This window comes from Synechococcus sp. FACHB-909 (assembly GCF_014698945.1).
Classification (GTDB): Bacteria; Cyanobacteriota; Cyanobacteriia; order PCC-6307; family Cyanobiaceae; genus Cyanobium.
Genome location: NZ_JACJTY010000002.1, coordinates 333451 through 348913, shown reverse-complemented (window position 1 = coordinate 348913; position 15463 = coordinate 333451). Strand labels below are relative to the sequence as shown.

Below are 15463 nucleotides of genomic sequence, written 5' to 3'. Positions count from 1 at the left end.
CAAGGCTGCGATGGTGTTCGCCGAACCGACCAGCCCCCCGGGCGTGCCCTCCGTCGCTTCCGGACGGCCCGACGCCTGGAGCGCCGCCGACGGGGCGGCCCTCTACGGCCTCGACCGCTGGGGTGAGCCCTACTTCGGGGTGGGCGCCCGGGGCCACGTGATCGTGCAGCCCCGCGGCGACCGCGGCGGCTCCCTCGATCTGGTGGAGCTGGTGCGGGAGCTGCAGGGCCGCGACCTGTCCCTGCCGCTGCTGATCCGCTTCGACGACATCCTCGAGGACCGGCTCGAGCGTCTCCACGGCGCCTTCGAGCGGGCCATCGCCCAGTACGGCTACAACGGCCGCTACCAGGGGGTGTTCCCGGTCAAGTGCAACCAGCAGCGCCACGTGGTGGAGCAGCTGGTGGAGAGCGGCCGCCGCTGGCACTTCGGCCTGGAGGCGGGCAGCAAGGCCGAGCTGCTGATCGCCCTGTCCCTGCTGGACGATCCCGACGCCCTGATGATCTGCAACGGCTACAAGGACCGGCGCTACATCGAGACGGCGATCCTGGCCCGGCGCCTGGGGCGCCAGCCGGTGGTGGTGATCGAGCAGGCCGATGAGGTGGATCGGATCATCGCCGCCAGCAGCGCCCTGGGCGGGGCCCCGTTCATCGGCATCCGCGCCAAACTCTCGGCCCGCAGCACCGGCCGCTGGGGCAGCTCGGTGGGCGAGCGGGCCAAGTTCGGCCTCTCGATCCCCGACGTGCTCACCACGGTGGAACGCCTGCGGGAGGCGGGCCTGCTCGACGACCTGCGCCTGCTGCACTTCCACATCGGCAGCCAGATCAACGACATCGCCGTCCTCAAGGACGCCCTGCAGGAGGCCGGGCAGATCTATGCCGAGCTCACCCGGCTGGGGGCGCCGATGGGCTTTCTGGATGTGGGCGGCGGCCTGGGCATCGACTACGACGGCAGCCGCACCGCCACCGCCGCCTCCACCAACTACTCGCTGCAGAACTACGCCAACGACGTCGTCGCCACGATCCGGGAGTGCTGCGAGCCCCACGGCATCCGCCCGCCCACCCTGGTGAGCGAGAGCGGCCGGGCCCTGGCCAGCCACTTCAGCGTGCTGGTGTTCGACGTGCTCGGGGCCGGCGGCCGCGGCGAAACGGTGCCGCCGCCGGCCGAGGGGGAGGCGCTGATCCTGCGCAACCTGCGCGACACCCACGCCCTGATCACGGCGATCGCCGCCGAGGGTGGTCTTGAAGGGGACGACGCCGGTGAGCGGGCAGTGGTGGAACGGCTCCAGGAGGCCTGGAACGATGCCCTCAAGTTCAAGGAGGACGCCCTGACCGCCTTCCGGCTCGGCTACCTGAGCCTGCCGGAGCGGGCCACGGCCGAGCGCCTCACCTGGGCCAGTTGCCAGGCGATCGCCCGCCAGCTCGAAGGCCTGCCCCCAGGCACCGTGATCCCCCAGGAGTTGCAGGCCCTGCCGGCGGCGCTGGCCGGCACCTACTACGCCAACCTCTCGGTGTTCCGCTCGGCGCCCGACACCTGGGCGATCGACCAGCTCTTCCCGGTGCTGCCGATCCACCGGCTCGACGAGCGCCCCACCCGCCTGGGCAGCTTCGCCGACCTCACCTGCGATTCCGACGGCAAGATCGCCCGCTTCATCGACCGGGGCCAGGTCAAGCCCCTGCTGGAACTGCACGGCCTGCGGCCCGGCGAGCCCTACTGGATCGGGCTGTTCCTCGGCGGCGCCTACCAGGAGGTGATGGGCAACCTGCACAACCTGTTCGGCAGCACCAACGCCGTGCACATCCGGCTGGCGGCCGGCGGCGGCTACCGGGTCGACCACGTGGTGCGGGGCAACACCAACGCCGAGGTGCTCGAGGCGATGGAGCACGACCCCGACCTGCTGCTGGAGCGGCTGCGGCTGGCCAGCGAGCAGGCGATCGGCCGGGGCGACCTGGCGATCAGCGATGCCCGTCGCCTGATGGCCCACCTGAAGGCCAGCCTGGAGCAGACGACTTACCTGGAGGCCTGATCCCCGGCCACGACCTGATCCGCCAGGGCGACGGTGAAGATCTCCACCTCCCCGAGGCTCTTCACCGCCTGTGGGCCCAGGGAGCGGGCCGCCAGACCGGGGTCGGCCGCGATCAGGCTGGCGGTCTGGGCGTCACAGACCACCGCCGCGTCCACAGTCCGGGTGGCCGATTCGAGCCGGGCCGACAGATTCACCGTGTCGCCGATCACGGTGAACTCCATCCGCTTGGGGCTGCCGATCTGGCCCACCATCACCTGGCCGCTGGCCAGGCCGATGCCGTTGTCGAGGGTGGCGATGCCCCGCCGCGCCCAGTCCTCGTTGAGGCCGGCCAGGGCCGTCCGCATGGCCAGGGCGCAGCGCACCGCCTGGCTGGCCTCCTCGGCCACCCCCCGGCTCACCGGTGAGCCGAAGACCGCCATCACCGCATCGCCGATGAACTTGTCGACGGTGCCGCCATGGGCCATCACCACCTCCACCATGGCGCCCAGATACTCGTTGAGCTGGAGCACGTGCAGCTCGCTCTGGCCTTCGCCGCTGCGCTGCTTGGTGAGCACCGTGAAGCCCTTGATGTCGGTCATCAGCACGGTCACCTCCAGCAGGCGGCCGCGCAGGATGCCCTGGGCCGATTCCGGGTCGGAGAGGATCTCCGCCACCACCCCGGGGGCCACGTAGCGCTCGAAGGTGCGGCGCAGCCGCCGCCGCTCCTGCCCCTCCCGCAGGTAGGCATCCCCCCCGTAGAGCAGGCCCAGCAGGACCAGGCCCGAGGAGGGCGCCAGCAGCGGCAGCCAGCGGTTGGCCTGCTGCAGCGCCACGGCGACGAGGGCCCCCTGGAGAACCAGCACCAGGACCACCAGGGCGAGGCGCCAGCGCAGGTCCGTCCAGCGCCGGGCCGCCCCCAGCACCAGCAGCAGCGGCACCAGGGCCAGCAGGGCCCGTCCCGGCGCACTGCGGGGCCAGGGCTGCAGCCCGTCCCCCTGCAGCGAGTTGGCGGTGGCGGTGGCCAGCACCTCCAGTCCCGACAGGGTGCCGAACGGGGTGGGGTAGCCGTCGGTTCCCTGGGCGACCACCGGGCCGAGCAGCACCAGCGCCCCCTGGATCTCCTTGCGGAGGGCATGGGTCTTCCAGCGCGCGGGGTCGAGCACCTCCCAGGCCGGCAGGCGCTGGAAGCTGCCCTCCGGGCCATAGAAATTGAGCGCGCTGGCCCGGTCATCCTGGCGGCTCCGCTGGCCCCCCAGCCGCAGCAGGGTGGAGGAGAGGGCGCTGTGGCCCTCGGCGCCCCGGGCGGGGAGCACGCCGCTGGCATAGGCCTCGGGGTGGCGGCTGGGCTCGCTGGAGGTGCCGGCGAGGATGTTGGTGAGCCCGAGGGAGCCGGTGCCGCCGATGGCCGCCAGGAAGCGCTCCGGCCGCACGAAGGTGAGGGCTCCAGCTCCCTGGGTGTCGCTGGATTCGAGCATCTCCGCCGCCAGGGCGACCCGGCCGGGGTAGCGCCGCAGCCGCAGCTCCAGGGCATCGTCATCGGCCGGCCCCTTGCCGCTGGGCCCCTCGAAGACCACATTCACGGCCACGGCCCTGGCGCCGGCCTGCAGCAGCTTCTCCGCCACCATCCCGTAGGTGGCCCGGGGCCAGGGCAGGCTGCCGACGCCCTTCGCCCATTCCGGGATCCTGCCTTCCTCCTCGAACCAGTCCCCCTGCTGGAGGGTGGCGTCATCGACCGTGACCAGCACCACCTTGGGTGGTGGTCGGCGCGGGCCGCGAAGCAGCAGCAACTGCTGCTCCACCCCCCGCTCCCAGACCCGCATCCGGGGCCCCGGCCAGCCGGAGCTGACCCCCACCCAGGCCAGCACGACCACCACCAGGACCCTGAAGGTGCGGCGTCGCGCCATCATCGCGGCAGCGGGCTCCAGAGCGTGCAGATGGCGACGGCCCGGCCGGAGCGCTCCAGCCGCACGCAGTCGATGGCCCGGGCCTTGGGACGGTTGATCAGGATCTGGGTGTGCAGGGCTGAGCCCATCCAGCGGGACACGATCACCTCCGGATTCCAGGCGGCGGCCGGCATCGGGCAGGCGATCACCTCACTGGTGGGCATGAGCCTGCCCTTCGCCGCCATCCGCTCCTGGAACGCCCCCCAGCGGGAGCGGTCGTGGTCGCAGTCGCGGCTGGCCAGCACCCCCTCGAGCACCGGGGCCAGATAGGCGGCGTTCTGGGCAGCCAGGGGCGCCGGCAGGGGTTGCAGGGCGGGGCGCCCGGCCTGGGCCCGGTAGCGGTTGATGATCTCCACCAGGGGGTCACGGCTGACCGACGGCCTGGGCGCGGTGGGGATCACCCCGGGAAAACGGCGCTCCACAAAGGCCTCCAGGGCCGCCATGCCTGGCAGGGGGGCCGTGAACCCCTCGAACAGGGGCCCCCGGAGGATGGCGGCATAGTCGTCCGCCGTCAGCGGTCGCTGCCCGAGCAGGGCCCCCTGGCTGGAGAGCCGCACCCTGGTGCCCCCCGCCACGAGGATCGGCGCCCCAGGCAGGGGCCGTCCATCGGCCAGGGGCTGGAGCTCCACCGAGCCCTCCAGCACCGCCACCTCCTGCTCGCCGCCGTCGAGGAGGGTGATCACGTAGTTGGTCCCCCGGGTGCTCAGCCGCGAGGAGCGGGTGCAGCCGTTCTGCTGGCCGGACACCAGGATCTGGCCGCTGCTGAGCAGGAAACAGGTGCTGCCGAGGCGCAGTTGGGTGAAGCGGTTGAGGCGGCCGGCGGCACCACCGGCAAAGCCCAGCTGGCCGCGGCTCTTCTGGGTGCGGACCAGCTCGGGTGTGAAGGCCCGCTCCTGCACCTGGGCCTGGCGCCGTTCGATGTACAGCTCCCGGCCATCAAGGATCTCCTGCACGACGGCCGATCCAGTCGGGCTCGCCACGCTGGCGCTGGGCCAGGCCAGGGCCGCCGCCAGGGTCGTCAACAGAAGCCGGTGGGGTCGGATCACCGGCTCAGAAGAAGCGCGGCAGGCCGAAGGGCAGCGACGGCGGACTGACCGGAACGGGCAGGTTCACCCCCGGCACCCGGGAGCGGATGTAGCTCTCCAGGGAGCCGTAGGCGGGCAGCGGCACCCGGAAACCCTGGAACAGGGGACCGCCCAGGATGCTGTTGTAGTCGCTGACGCTCAACCCCAGGATCGCCAGCACCACCCCGGCGGGGGAGAGCCGCAGCTTCTGGCCCGCTTCCACGGTGGTGGCGGGCTTTCCGGTGGGTTCCCCGTCGGCGAGGGGCTCCACCTCCACCGACCCCTCCAGCACGGAGATCTCCGCCTCCCCCGACTCGTTGACGTCGAGGAGGTAGTTGGTGCCCCGCACGCTGAGGCGGGCGGAGCGGGTGCAGCCGCTCTGCTTGCCGGAGACCAGGATCTGACCCTTTTCGATCAGGAAGCAGCCCTGGCCCAGCTTGAGCAGGGCGAAACGGTTGAGGCGGCCGGCGGCGCCGCTGTCGAAGCGGATCTGGCCCCGGCTGTTCTGGGTGCTGACCTTCTGGGGGGCGACGGCCTTCTCCTTCACCTTGGCCGTCTTGCCATCGATGAACAGCTCGTTGCCATCGAGGATCTCCTGCACCACGGCGCTCTCGGAGGCTCGCATCGGCAGGGGCCCGAGGGCGGGACCGACCAGGAGCACCAGGATCGGCACCATCGAGAGGCTCGGCAGGTGGCGGCGGCGCATGGGCTCAGGGCTCCGGTGCGGATGGCCCATTCTGCTCAACGGGCGCAGAACCGCACCATCAGGCCCAGCCGATCCTTCGGTTGGGCCAGTTCGGCGGGATCGAAGGGGGGAGCGGCCTCGGCGGCGGCGGCCCGCATCATCATCGGCCGCAGGTCGTTGCCGTCCACCTGCACCTCCAGGGGGGCCAGCCGGCTGAGACCCACGGCGGCGGCCACCTCCCTGGCCTGCTCGAGGGCGTCCTGGTAGGCCGCCCGCAGCAGCTGGCGCCGCACCGCCCCATCCAGGCCGCGATCGGCTTCGGTGGCCACCGGCGCCAGCCGCACCCCGCTCAGGGCCCCCACCTCCCGGATCAGGGCCTGCAGCCGCTGGGGCACCAACCGGCCGCTGACCTGCAGGCTGGCCGTCACCGCCGCCGGCCGGTTGCGTTCGGCCTCACGCTTCCAGGTGCTCGGGGAGGTAACCCGCAGCTCCTCCACCTGCTGCCCCTGCAGGGCGGTCCGCACCGCCGCCAGCCGCTCCTGCAGGCTCTGGAGCGCCCCATCGGCCGTGGCGGCCTCGGCCTCGAGGGACAGGGAGAAGGCCAGTCGGCGGGTGGGCCGTTCCTGTTCAGCGCTGCCCCTGGCCTCGAGCAGGGTGCCCTCGCAACGGAGCTGCACCTGGGCGACCACGGTGCCCGGCCAGGAAGCGAGCGCCGTCAGGCCCAGCAGCGGGACGACGGAGCGCAGGCAGATCGGGCGCATCGACTTGGGGGGGACGGTTGCTTCCAGCCTGCTCCGCCATGGAGCCGACGGCCAGGATCGGCGGCAGGATGGGGCGATCGAAGCGAGCGCCTTGGCCCTGCTGCAGATCTGGATCGGCGCCCTGGCCGCCACGGCCGGGCTGCTGGTGCTGGCCCGCCTCTGCCGCCACCGGGCCCTGCCCACCGTGCCGCTGCGGTTGCCGCTGCTGGCGATCGCCACCTGGGCCCTGCTGAGTTCGCTGCCGCTGCAGGGGCTGCCGCCGGCCTACCGGGTGTGGGTGCTGCTCACCGACGACCTGCTGCTCACCTACGCCGCCATCCTCCTGGCCCTCTGGGCAGCCCTGCAGGTGCCCGCCCACCTGGGTCTGTGGCGGCCGCCGCCGCAGCTGCTGATGCAACTGCTCACCCTCGGCAGCGGCGCCCTGGCCACGGTGGTGCTGGTGCGCCAGTCGGCACGGCTGGATCTGGTGGGCCTGGTGACCACCTCCGCCGTGCTCACCGCCGTGATCGGCCTGGCCGCCCAGGAGTCCCTCAAGGACCTGTTCGCCGGCCTGGAGCTGCAGCTGGGGGACGAGTTCACCGAAGGGGACTTCCTGGAGCTGGACGAGGGGGTACGCGGGGTGGTGGTCCAGGTGAGCTGGCGGGACACCATGCTCCGCAACATGGACGGCCAGCTGGTGGTCGTGCCCAACAGCCTCGTCACCGAGAGGGTGCTGCGCAACCTGGGCCGCTCCGGGGCCGTCAGCAACCGGTTCAGCGTCGGCCTCGACTACGACCTGCCGCCCGCTCAGGCCAGGGCCCTGCTGGAGAAGGTGGTGCTGCAGCATCCCAAGGTGCTGCGGGAGCCCGCCCCCCGCATCCGCGTCCAGGAGTTCCAGGACAGCGCCATCGCCTACGAGCTGCAGGTGTGGCAGCGGGAGCTGGGGGACGGCGCCATCGGCGACCTGCGCAGCGACCTGCTCGAGCAGATCTGGTATGCCCTGGCCCGGGAAGGCCAGAGCATCCCCTTCCCGGTGCGTGAGCTGCAGCCCCGCCGCTCCCGGGACCGGCCCCAGCTCCCCGCCAGGCCGTCCCCCAAACAGTGCTGCCAGACCCTGGCCAGCGTGGGCATCTTCACCGACCTGAGCAGCGAGCAGCTCGAGACCCTGGTGGAAGGCAGCCACCAGGTGGCCTACGGGCCCGGCGAGGCGGTGGTGCAGGAGGGGGCCGAGGGGCGTTCGATGTTCCACGTGCTGCGGGGAAGCGTGGAGATCCTCAAGGAGCTGGAGCCGGGCCACACCGTGGCCGTGCGCCGGCTGGGGCCGGGTGAGGTGTTCGGCGAGATGACCCTCTTCCTCGACGCCCCGCGCAGCGCCACGGTGCGGGCCACCGAGGAGTGCCTGCTGCTGGAGGTGGACCGGGACAGCATCAGTGGCCTTCTGGACGAAAATCCGGACCTGCTGGAGCGCTTCGCCGCCATGGTCCAGGAGCGCCAGGCGGAACTGAAGAGCCTCGACCGCGAACAGCACGCGGAGCGCTCCAATGCTCTGCTGGACACCATGAAGCGACTCTTCTACGCCTTCAAGGGCAGCTGATGGACAGCGGAACCCCGCCCGACTCCAAGGCAGCCACCTGGCTGGCCCGGCTGAAGGCCCTGCATCTGGGGGATGGCCTCCGCTCGCTCGTCCCCTACGCCGCCGCCGGCCTGCTGCTGCTGGCATTGCAGCGCAGCCCCGTCAACGAAACCCTCAACCTGCTGCTCTACGACCTGATCACCAGCCTGCGGCCGGCGCCGCCGGGCACGGACAAGCCGATCACGATCATCGGCATCGACGAGTCGGACCTGGCCACCTACGGCTTTCCCATCGACGATCGGGTGCTGTGCGAGGCGATCGACCGGCTGAGCGCCGGAGGGGCGGTGGCGATCGGCCTCGACATCTACCGCGACCAGGGCGTGGGCCCCGACCAGGCCTGCCTGCGCGAACGGTTCCGCACCAATCCCCGCCTCGTTTCGATCTTCAACGTGGCCGAAGCCATCGGCCCGGTGCCCGGGACGCCGGCCGATCGCCAGGGGTTCAACGATCTGGTGCTGGATACCGACGGGGTGCTCCGCCGCGATCTGGTGCATGTGGCCGGGCAGGACGAAGCCACCGTGTCGCTGGCCCTGCGCCTGCTGGAGGTGGGCAAGGGCCAGCGGAGCCTGCGGCAGCGGCTCGAGAAGGGGAGCGAACCGGGCCCCTGGCTGGAGCCGGCGTCGGGGGGCTACGACCAGCTCGATGCCGCTGGATACCAGCAGATGCTGTCCTTCCACCAGCTCGGCAGCTTCCACCTCTGGAACCTCCAGGATGTGCTCGGCCGCCGGCCGATCCCCGCCGACCAGATCCGTGGCCACATCGTGCTGATCGGCAGCACCGCGCCGAGCCTGCGGGACCTGTTCCCGGTGCCCCAGACCCGCTCCACCCTCGGGGCCAGTCAACTGCTCGTGCCGGGCGTCGAGATCCATGCCCATCGCCTGGCCGCCCTGATGGACCGCAGCGTCGCCGGCGACCCCCGGCGCCTGCGGACGCTGCCGGGCTGGGTGGAGCGGGTCGCCGAAGTGGTGGCGGTGGTGCTGGGGATCGTGCTGGGGGAAGCCTTCCTGCTGCTGCGCCGCAGCGTGCTCGTGGTGGGGCTGGTGGCCAGCCTGATGGTCGGTGGCGCCGTGCTGCTGCTCTACAACTTCGTCTGGGTGGGTCTGAGCCTGCCCCTGACGGGTTTCATCGCCATGGCCGGCGCGGGCTGGGTGCGCCGCGGTGCCTCCAGCCAGAAGCAGCGCCAGCAGATCGAGCGGCTGCTGGGCCAGACCACCTCCCCGGCCGTGGCGCGCCAGCTCTGGAACCAGCGGGATGGGCTGCTCAGCGACGGGCGCTTCGAGGGGCGCCAGCTGCCGGTCACCGTGCTGATGTCAGACACCTGCTCGTTCACCAGCGTGTCGGAACGGCTCAGTCCCGGAGAGCTGCTCGACTGGCTGAACCGGGGCATGGCCCTGTTCGTCCCCGCGATCACGCGCCGGGGCGGGATGGTCAACAAGTTCACCGGCGACGGCCTGCTGGCGGTTTTCGGGGCCCCCCTGAGCAGCGGCGAGGAGGCCGATGCCAAGGCGGCCATCGATGCCGCCCTGGCCATCCAGCGGGCCGTGGACAGCCTCAACGAGGAGCTCCAGAAGGAGGGACTGCCGGCGATGGGGCTGCGCATCGGCGTCCATTCCGGCGCCGTGCTGGCCGGATCGATGGGCAGCAGCGAACGGCTGGAGTACGCCGTGATCGGCGATGCCGTGAACTGCGCCGCCCGGCTGGAGAGCCTCGACAAGCAGCGTCAGACCAATCTCTGCCGGGTGCTGGTGTCCTCCAGCACGTTGGATCTGCTGCCCAAGGGCCTGCCGCTGGAGTGGCTCGACTGGGGGGAGCTCAATGTCAAGGGGCGCACCGAGCCCCTGCGGATCTGGGAGCTGCGGGGTGGCCTCAGGCGGGACAGCGCACTGGAATCTGCTCGGGCCACTGGGCCGTGATCAGGTCGGACAGACCGAAGGCGGTGCCGACCTCCGCCCGGGGCACGCTGGCGCCGCAGGAGCGGCGCAGCTTCGCCAGGGAGGCCTGCACGGCCCCATCCTCCTTGGAGGCATCGGTCACCAGCAGGCTGAGGGCCGGCGGAGATTCGGCGGCCACGAAGCTGAGCGGATCGGCGGGGGTGGCGGTCGCCGCGGCCCCGGGGCAGAGGTAGCTCGACTCCCACATCGTCGGCACCTTCACCGAGGGGAGGCTGATCAGGGTGATGCCCGGGCCGGAGGCCGGCAGCACCCGGCGCTGGCCCGAGGTCATCGAACCATCCGCGGTGCCGCGTCCGCTCAGGGGCCGGAAGGTGATTTCCAGCGGGCTGGGGGAGGCGCTGGGGCCTTCGAGCAGGCCGAGGTAGCGGTCCTTGCCGGGGGCGAAGACGCTGCTGTCCGGCACCAGGTGGGCCAGCAGGCGGCTGGAGCAGTCACCGCGGGTTCCTCCGCCGACGCGGCGCCCCGGGAAGGTCTTGCGCAGTTCGCTCTGGGCCTGCGCCTGCGGCGGCTCCAGCACCGCCAGCGGGGCCAGGGTCAGCAGGCCGGCCGCCAGCACCATCAGGCCCCTTCGGCCGGGGCGAATTCCAGCCATATGACGGACAGCCGTGTGACGGGCAGCCTGGCGTTGGTCGACAACGGCTTTGCTCATGGCCCCTCTGTCCAGGATCGCTTTCTGAATAACCGATTTCCGCATGAAAACTGTCTTCATGACCACAGTTGACGGCAACGTTTCATGACAACCAGAACCCAGGCGATGCATGCTGGATGGCCAGCCAGGCCCAGAGGAGCTTGGTGATGATGTGAAGGGCCTGGTCGAACGACAGGGTCCAGAGACGACGGCATTTGCCGAAGTCAATCAACAGATGCACGATCCACTCTGCCACACCCAAAAGGGGGGACTGGGTGATCGCGCCCACAAGAAACCCATGGATGGCGGCATGGGAGGTGAGCCACCAACCCCAGCCGAGGGTCACACCGCAACCGGGGCATTTCTCCCGGGCCATACGATCGCTCTGGAGCCCGAAATCCCCGACGAAATGGGCCATCGCCAGCATCAGAAAGACGTTGAAGACGGCTGGAAGATCAGGCACAGAATGAAGAACCGGGGTGGCCGGAGAGGCGCGTCAGGTGAGGCAGGGGGAGGGAACCGGGCCACGGAACCCGTGGGTGAGGCCTCACCAGGGAGTCCCGATCAACTGAACCCCGGCCCAGAAGTAGGGATGGGTCACGCCTGCCGCAATCCGACGCCGCTGGGATGGGCTCAACTCCGTGAGAAGGGGAACGCCATCGGACCCGATGACCTTATCGCCTTCCAGCCGCACCTTGCCAGTGGACATGGCCTGGCGCGTGGCCCGCAGGGCATCGGCTTTCTGCATCCCCTGGTCGAGGAAGCGATAGAGCTGCAGGAAATAGGCGGAGGTGGCGACATCGTCGACATACCAGAGCGTGCCGATGGCACTGCGGGATCCCGCCTGCAGGGCCAGGCCGGCGAATCCGAGTTCGCTGTCGCTGTCGCCCAGAGCCGTGCGGCAGGCGCTGAGCACGAACAGTTCCAGCGGGCTGCCGCTGCGCTGCTGGCGCAGGCTGGCGAATTCCTGCAGGCTCACCGAGCCGGTGCCGGTGTAGATGCGCGCCTGGGAGGGGCCACCGGGCAGGAATTCGGCATGGGTGGCCACGTGCAGGCGCTCGTAGCGCGGGTCGGCGGCCCGGCTCAGCAGCACCTCCGGGGAAAAGTTTTTGTTGAGGAACCGGTCGACCCCGACCCCCTCCGGAATGCCGGCCAGTTCCTCGGGCACCAGGGGCAAGGGGCTGAGCCCCTCGAATTCCGAGGCTCCCGCCGCCAGCACCCGCCCCCGGGTCTGGCGCGGAGGCCCGAAGGAGGTGAGGTTGAGGGACGGGGTGATCGAGAAGCCATAGCGATCTCCGAAATAGCTGGTGCCGTCGTGGAGGGCCGCGAAGGGAAGGCCCTGGAGGCCCCGGTCGGCGACGATCACCAGGGTGGTGATGCCCTTGGCCCGCAGTTCCGCAGCAATGGGCTCGATCAGGGCCCGGTGGATCTGCCGTGACGGGGAGTCCGGATTCTCCACCTGGAGGGGCTCGAGGCGGGCCAGCTGGCGGTAGAGCGCCCGCAGCTGCTCCCCGAAGCGTTCCCTGGAGAGCTCGACACGCTTGCCGACGGGCTCCCCCCGGCGGCTGAGCAGGATCAGATCGAGGAACGAGTTGGTCGGTTTCTTGCCGCTGGAGTCGGCGGCCTTGGGCTCCTCGCCCGCGGCGGGCTTCTGTTCGGTGAAGGACACCATCAGCACGGCCGGATTGAAGCGCTCGTCATCCCGGTCCCCCTTCTGGGAGGCCTTGCTCAGCAATTGCTGCAGTTCCTCGAGGCGCAGGGTCCCGCCGGAATCTCCGGCCATTCCCACATCCCCGAGGGTCCGGCGCACGTCCTCGGTGCGCTGCTGATCGCCGTCGGTGATCGCCGCGGCCACCTGGGCCGTGGAGAGGCTGCTGGTGGTGGTGGTGAGGGGGCCGGGCACCGGCACCGACCCGCCGGTGAGACTGAAATCCGCCTCCGAGAGGTTCACCGCCAGGGCATCGGAGCCCACCCCGCGCCGGTTGCTGCTGACGGTGGAGCCGAAGGGGGTTGTCTGGGTCGAGGGGAAGATGCGGTAGCCGAGATCGGGCAGGAGGAACGACGGGGCCGGCGGGCTCGAGGGGCTCGGCGGGGAGGACGGTGAAGGGGTTGCCGGAGGCGTGACCGCCTGGGGTGGGAGCGGGGTGACGGGCGGTGTGGGGATGACGGGCGGATCGGGCGGGGCCGGGGGCGGCGGCGGCGTCGCCGCCAGATCGCCACCGAAGCTGAATGGCAGCTGGGGATCGCCGGTCGTGACGACGCCCTGAAGCGTGAAACCGATCGGCAGGACGATCTGGGCGGGATCGAAGGCGCCGGTGATGCCACGGGCCCGGATCAGCTCGAAGGGGGTGATGACCCCCACGACCGGGGGCGACACCACCTCCAGCCCCCCGCCGAGGAAGGTGTCGCCGAAGACGGAGAGCTCGTCGGGGGTGGAGAGATCGAACAGCAGCCGGCTGTTGGGCTCCAGCGTGAGGCTGCGGGCACGAATCTGCAGCGCGCCGACCGGATCGAGCAACGCCTCCGGTGCCCCCGGCAGCAGGGAGGTTCCGTTGGTGAACGTCCCCAGACCGGAACCCACCTCGATCAGGCCGGATCCCTGGATCGTTCCTTCATTCCGGAAGGCGGCGCCGTCGATCAGGAGCCGCGCCGAACCAGTGCCCTGCAGGACGATGGAGGCCCCGGGGGAGACGGCCGCGCTCTGCAGGTCGAGGGTGGAGCCGGGAGCGATCACGATCGATCCGGCGTTCTCGAGGGCCGCCAGCTGGTTGGCCCCCGACAGCTGGAGCTGGGCCCCGCTCTCCACGGCCAGATTCGGGCCGGCGATCGTGGCCTGGTTGAGCGCCAGGGTCGCCCCCGTGGCGACATTGATCAGGGTGGTCTTGACGGGTGTGAGATCCGTGACCGTGCCGCCGTCGATGAGGCTGCTCAGGGCCGAAGGGCCGATCTGCAGCAGCGCCGTCGAGAAGGCGGTGACGTTGCGGCCGGGCCCCTGGACATAACGCCTGGAGATATCCAGAACGGCCGGCCGGCCATCATTGAAGCTCGATAGCTGAATGGCCCCGAAACTTGTGGGGCTCCAGCTGAATTCTCCGGTTCGAATGGTGCCGGAACGAAGCTGGAAGGGTTCGATGGCTCCGGTGAGTTCGATGTTGCCGTCGATCCGGGACGCCCCCTGGAAGGTGCGCAGGGTTCCGGTGTTGATGTCCACCGCGCCCTTCTGCCAGCTGATCGCTCCCACGGGGGCAGAGGGATCGGCACTTTTCTGGTACCAGAGATTGACATCCAGCCTCCCGGTCGCGGAAGTGTTCGAGAAGGCCGTGGGATCCACGCCCGGGACGTGGATCTGGATGTTGCCGTCGACCCTCAGCTCCAGGGTGGCGTTCGCCCCGGCCGTCTTCTGCACCGGGGCCAGCAGGGAGATGGTCCCCGACTGGGTCCCGGCAGGGTCGGTGGTGTCCACGATCACCGTCTGGCCGCCGTTGAGGGCGGTGTTGATCAGCCCCACGTCGATCAGCGACGCCGAGCCCGGCAGTCCGCCACCGGAACCGCCGGGCGGAGGACCGCCACCGGATCCGGCAGGAACGATGTCGATGTCGCGGGGGTCGATCAGCCAGGTGCCGCCCCGCCCCCGCGCCGCCGAAAGATCGGGAGCGGTGGAGAGCACCAGGCTGTTGGCCGAGGTTTCGACGAAGCCGCCATCGCCGCCCTGGGGACCGCCCCGGGCGCTGATGACGCCATGGACCTCGGCCCGCTGCTTGCCCAGAATCTCGATGCTCCCGCCCAGGCCAGCGCCGCTGGCATCCGCCCGCAGGCTGGAGTCGGCCATGGAGACCCGTTCCCCGGCCAGCCGGATGCGGCCGCCGTCCGGGCCGGAGACCTCCACCGTGCTGTCCTGGAGCGACACCGCCTGCCCCTGCAGGGCCACGTTGCCGCCAGGAGCCTGCAGCCGGGATCCCCCCAGCAGCACATGGCCGCCCTGGGCATCCAGAAGAAGGCCCCCATCGACGGTGAGCAGGCCGCCGTCGATGGCCAGGTCCCCCTGGGCGGAGAGGCCCAGCTGACCCAGGCTGGCCGGGTCGGTGCTGAGACCGGACAGGCCCAGAAGCGGAGTGCCCGTCAAGGCGGCGGCGGCGGCGGCCGTGGTGCCGAGCACGTCGAAGCGTCCGTCGCCCACCCGCAACGTGGTGGCGGTCGTCAGGTTGAGCTGCTGGACGTTGGTGAACGTGCCGGCGCCGCTGAGTCGGAACCCCCCCGGGGAGAGCCAGACCAGGTTGGCCGGACCGCTGAGGGTGACGGCCTTGTCGATGAAGCTGCCCAGGGGGTGGGTGACCCCCACCATCACGTTGCGATGCCCACCCACATCGAGCGTGACGCCCGTGATCGCCCCGCGGGTGTCGAAGGCGGAGAAACGGTGAAAGAGGTTGGCCCCGGCGGAGGTGCCCCCCCGGATCGCACAGGCCCCGCTGGAGCAGCTGCCGCCGAGTTGGCCATTGACCACACTGCCGAGTCCGAGGATCCCGCCGGTGGCGGTGATCTCACCGGCGGCAACGGGGGAGGCCAGCAGGCCCAGCACAACCGTGAGCCCCAGCGGCAGGAGGCGAGAGCGCCGTTGCGTCAGCCATGCCGGACAAATGAGGCGGATCCGGACCAACTCACCGGGCAAAAAGTAGCGGTTGTTACTCAAGATTGGCCCCACTCTTCACCACCGCAGGTAGGTTCCCTAGGCGCCGATGGCTGAACCACTTGCTGGGTCATCATTCACGCCTCAGGTGTTAGTCCACCTGATCTCATCAACACCTCAGCAAGCTACCAG

10 protein-coding genes are annotated in these 15463 nt (G+C 70.7%); 3 read left to right on the top strand and 7 right to left on the bottom strand.

What is annotated here, in order from left to right; translation table 11 throughout:
• Positions 1–10 precede the first annotated feature (10 nt).
• Positions 11–2023, top strand: a complete 2013-nt coding sequence (gene speA, locus H6G99_RS05050; protein ID WP_199296978.1) for a biosynthetic arginine decarboxylase — start codon at positions 11–13, stop codon at positions 2021–2023.
• Here speA and H6G99_RS05045 read toward each other — a convergent pair.
• From H6G99_RS05045 to H6G99_RS05030, 4 genes are read right to left on the bottom strand one after another with little or no spacing between them, the layout of a single operon-like run.
• Positions 2008–3906 (bottom strand): adenylate/guanylate cyclase domain-containing protein, encoded by a 1899-nt coding sequence (locus tag H6G99_RS05045; RefSeq protein WP_286190990.1) that lies wholly within the window; start codon positions 3904–3906, stop codon positions 2008–2010. The two genes, speA and H6G99_RS05045, sit on opposite strands and share 16 nt — an antisense overlap.
• Positions 3906–4991, bottom strand: coding sequence for a FecR family protein (locus tag H6G99_RS05040; protein WP_190610315.1), 1086 nt, complete (start codon positions 4989–4991; stop codon positions 3906–3908). Before H6G99_RS05040 ends, H6G99_RS05045 begins: the two co-directional genes overlap by 1 nt.
• A 4-nt stretch (positions 4992–4995) precedes the next feature.
• Entirely contained in the window at positions 4996–5715 is a 720-nt protein-coding gene (locus tag H6G99_RS05035; RefSeq protein WP_190610313.1) for a FecR family protein, read from the bottom strand.
• Between the two features lie 35 nt (positions 5716–5750).
• Positions 5751–6455 (bottom strand): SIMPL domain-containing protein, encoded by a 705-nt coding sequence (locus tag H6G99_RS05030; RefSeq protein WP_190610311.1) that lies wholly within the window; start codon positions 6453–6455, stop codon positions 5751–5753.
• A 91-nt stretch (positions 6456–6546) separates the two neighbouring features.
• Here H6G99_RS05030 and H6G99_RS05025 point away from each other — a divergent pair, with 91 nt between their 5' ends.
• Together H6G99_RS05025 and H6G99_RS05020 are read left to right on the top strand one after the other, a co-directional pair.
• A complete protein-coding gene (locus tag H6G99_RS05025) occupies positions 6547–8028 on the top strand; it encodes a mechanosensitive ion channel family protein (RefSeq protein WP_190610310.1) in 1482 nt (493 codons plus the stop codon).
• Positions 8028–9980, top strand: coding sequence for a CHASE2 domain-containing protein (locus tag H6G99_RS05020; RefSeq protein ID WP_190610308.1), 1953 nt, complete (start codon positions 8028–8030; stop codon positions 9978–9980). Before H6G99_RS05025 ends, H6G99_RS05020 begins: the two co-directional genes overlap by 1 nt.
• On the opposite strand, the gene H6G99_RS05015 is transcribed toward H6G99_RS05020, so the two are convergent.
• From H6G99_RS05015 to H6G99_RS05005, 3 genes are all read right to left on the bottom strand, one after another.
• Positions 9934–10611 carry a hypothetical protein gene (locus H6G99_RS05015; protein WP_190610307.1) on the bottom strand — a complete coding sequence of 226 codons (678 nt, stop codon included), beginning with the start codon at positions 10609–10611 and terminating at the stop codon, positions 9934–9936. The genes H6G99_RS05020 and H6G99_RS05015 overlap by 47 nt on opposite strands.
• 139 nt (positions 10612–10750) lie before the next feature.
• Complete coding sequence (locus H6G99_RS05010; protein WP_094585704.1) at positions 10751–11074, bottom strand: DUF3307 domain-containing protein; 324 nt, start codon at positions 11072–11074, stop codon at positions 10751–10753.
• A gap of 120 nt (positions 11075–11194) precedes the next feature.
• The gene (locus tag H6G99_RS05005; protein ID WP_190610305.1) at positions 11195–15223 is read right to left on the bottom strand and encodes a CHAT domain-containing protein; all 4029 of its coding nucleotides are present in this window, start codon (positions 15221–15223) and stop codon (positions 11195–11197) included.
• Positions 15224–15463 lie beyond the last annotated feature (240 nt).

Coding starts and splice junctions, on each gene's coding strand:
- speA (WP_199296978.1), top strand. CDS start 11: ATGGTGTTCGCCGAACCGACCAGCCCCCCGGGCGTGCCCTCCGTCGCT.
- H6G99_RS05045 (WP_286190990.1), bottom strand. CDS start 3,906: ATGGCGCGACGCCGCACCTTCAGGGTCCTGGTGGTGGTCGTGCTGGCC.
- H6G99_RS05035 (WP_190610313.1), bottom strand. CDS start 5,715: ATGCGCCGCCGCCACCTGCCGAGCCTCTCGATGGTGCCGATCCTGGTG.
- H6G99_RS05030 (WP_190610311.1), bottom strand. CDS start 6,455: ATGCGCCCGATCTGCCTGCGCTCCGTCGTCCCGCTGCTGGGCCTGACG.
- H6G99_RS05020 (WP_190610308.1), top strand. CDS start 8,028: ATGGACAGCGGAACCCCGCCCGACTCCAAGGCAGCCACCTGGCTGGCC.
- H6G99_RS05015 (WP_190610307.1), bottom strand. CDS start 10,611: ATGGCTGGAATTCGCCCCGGCCGAAGGGGCCTGATGGTGCTGGCGGCC.
- H6G99_RS05010 (WP_094585704.1), bottom strand. CDS start 11,074: ATGCTGGCGATGGCCCATTTCGTCGGGGATTTCGGGCTCCAGAGCGAT.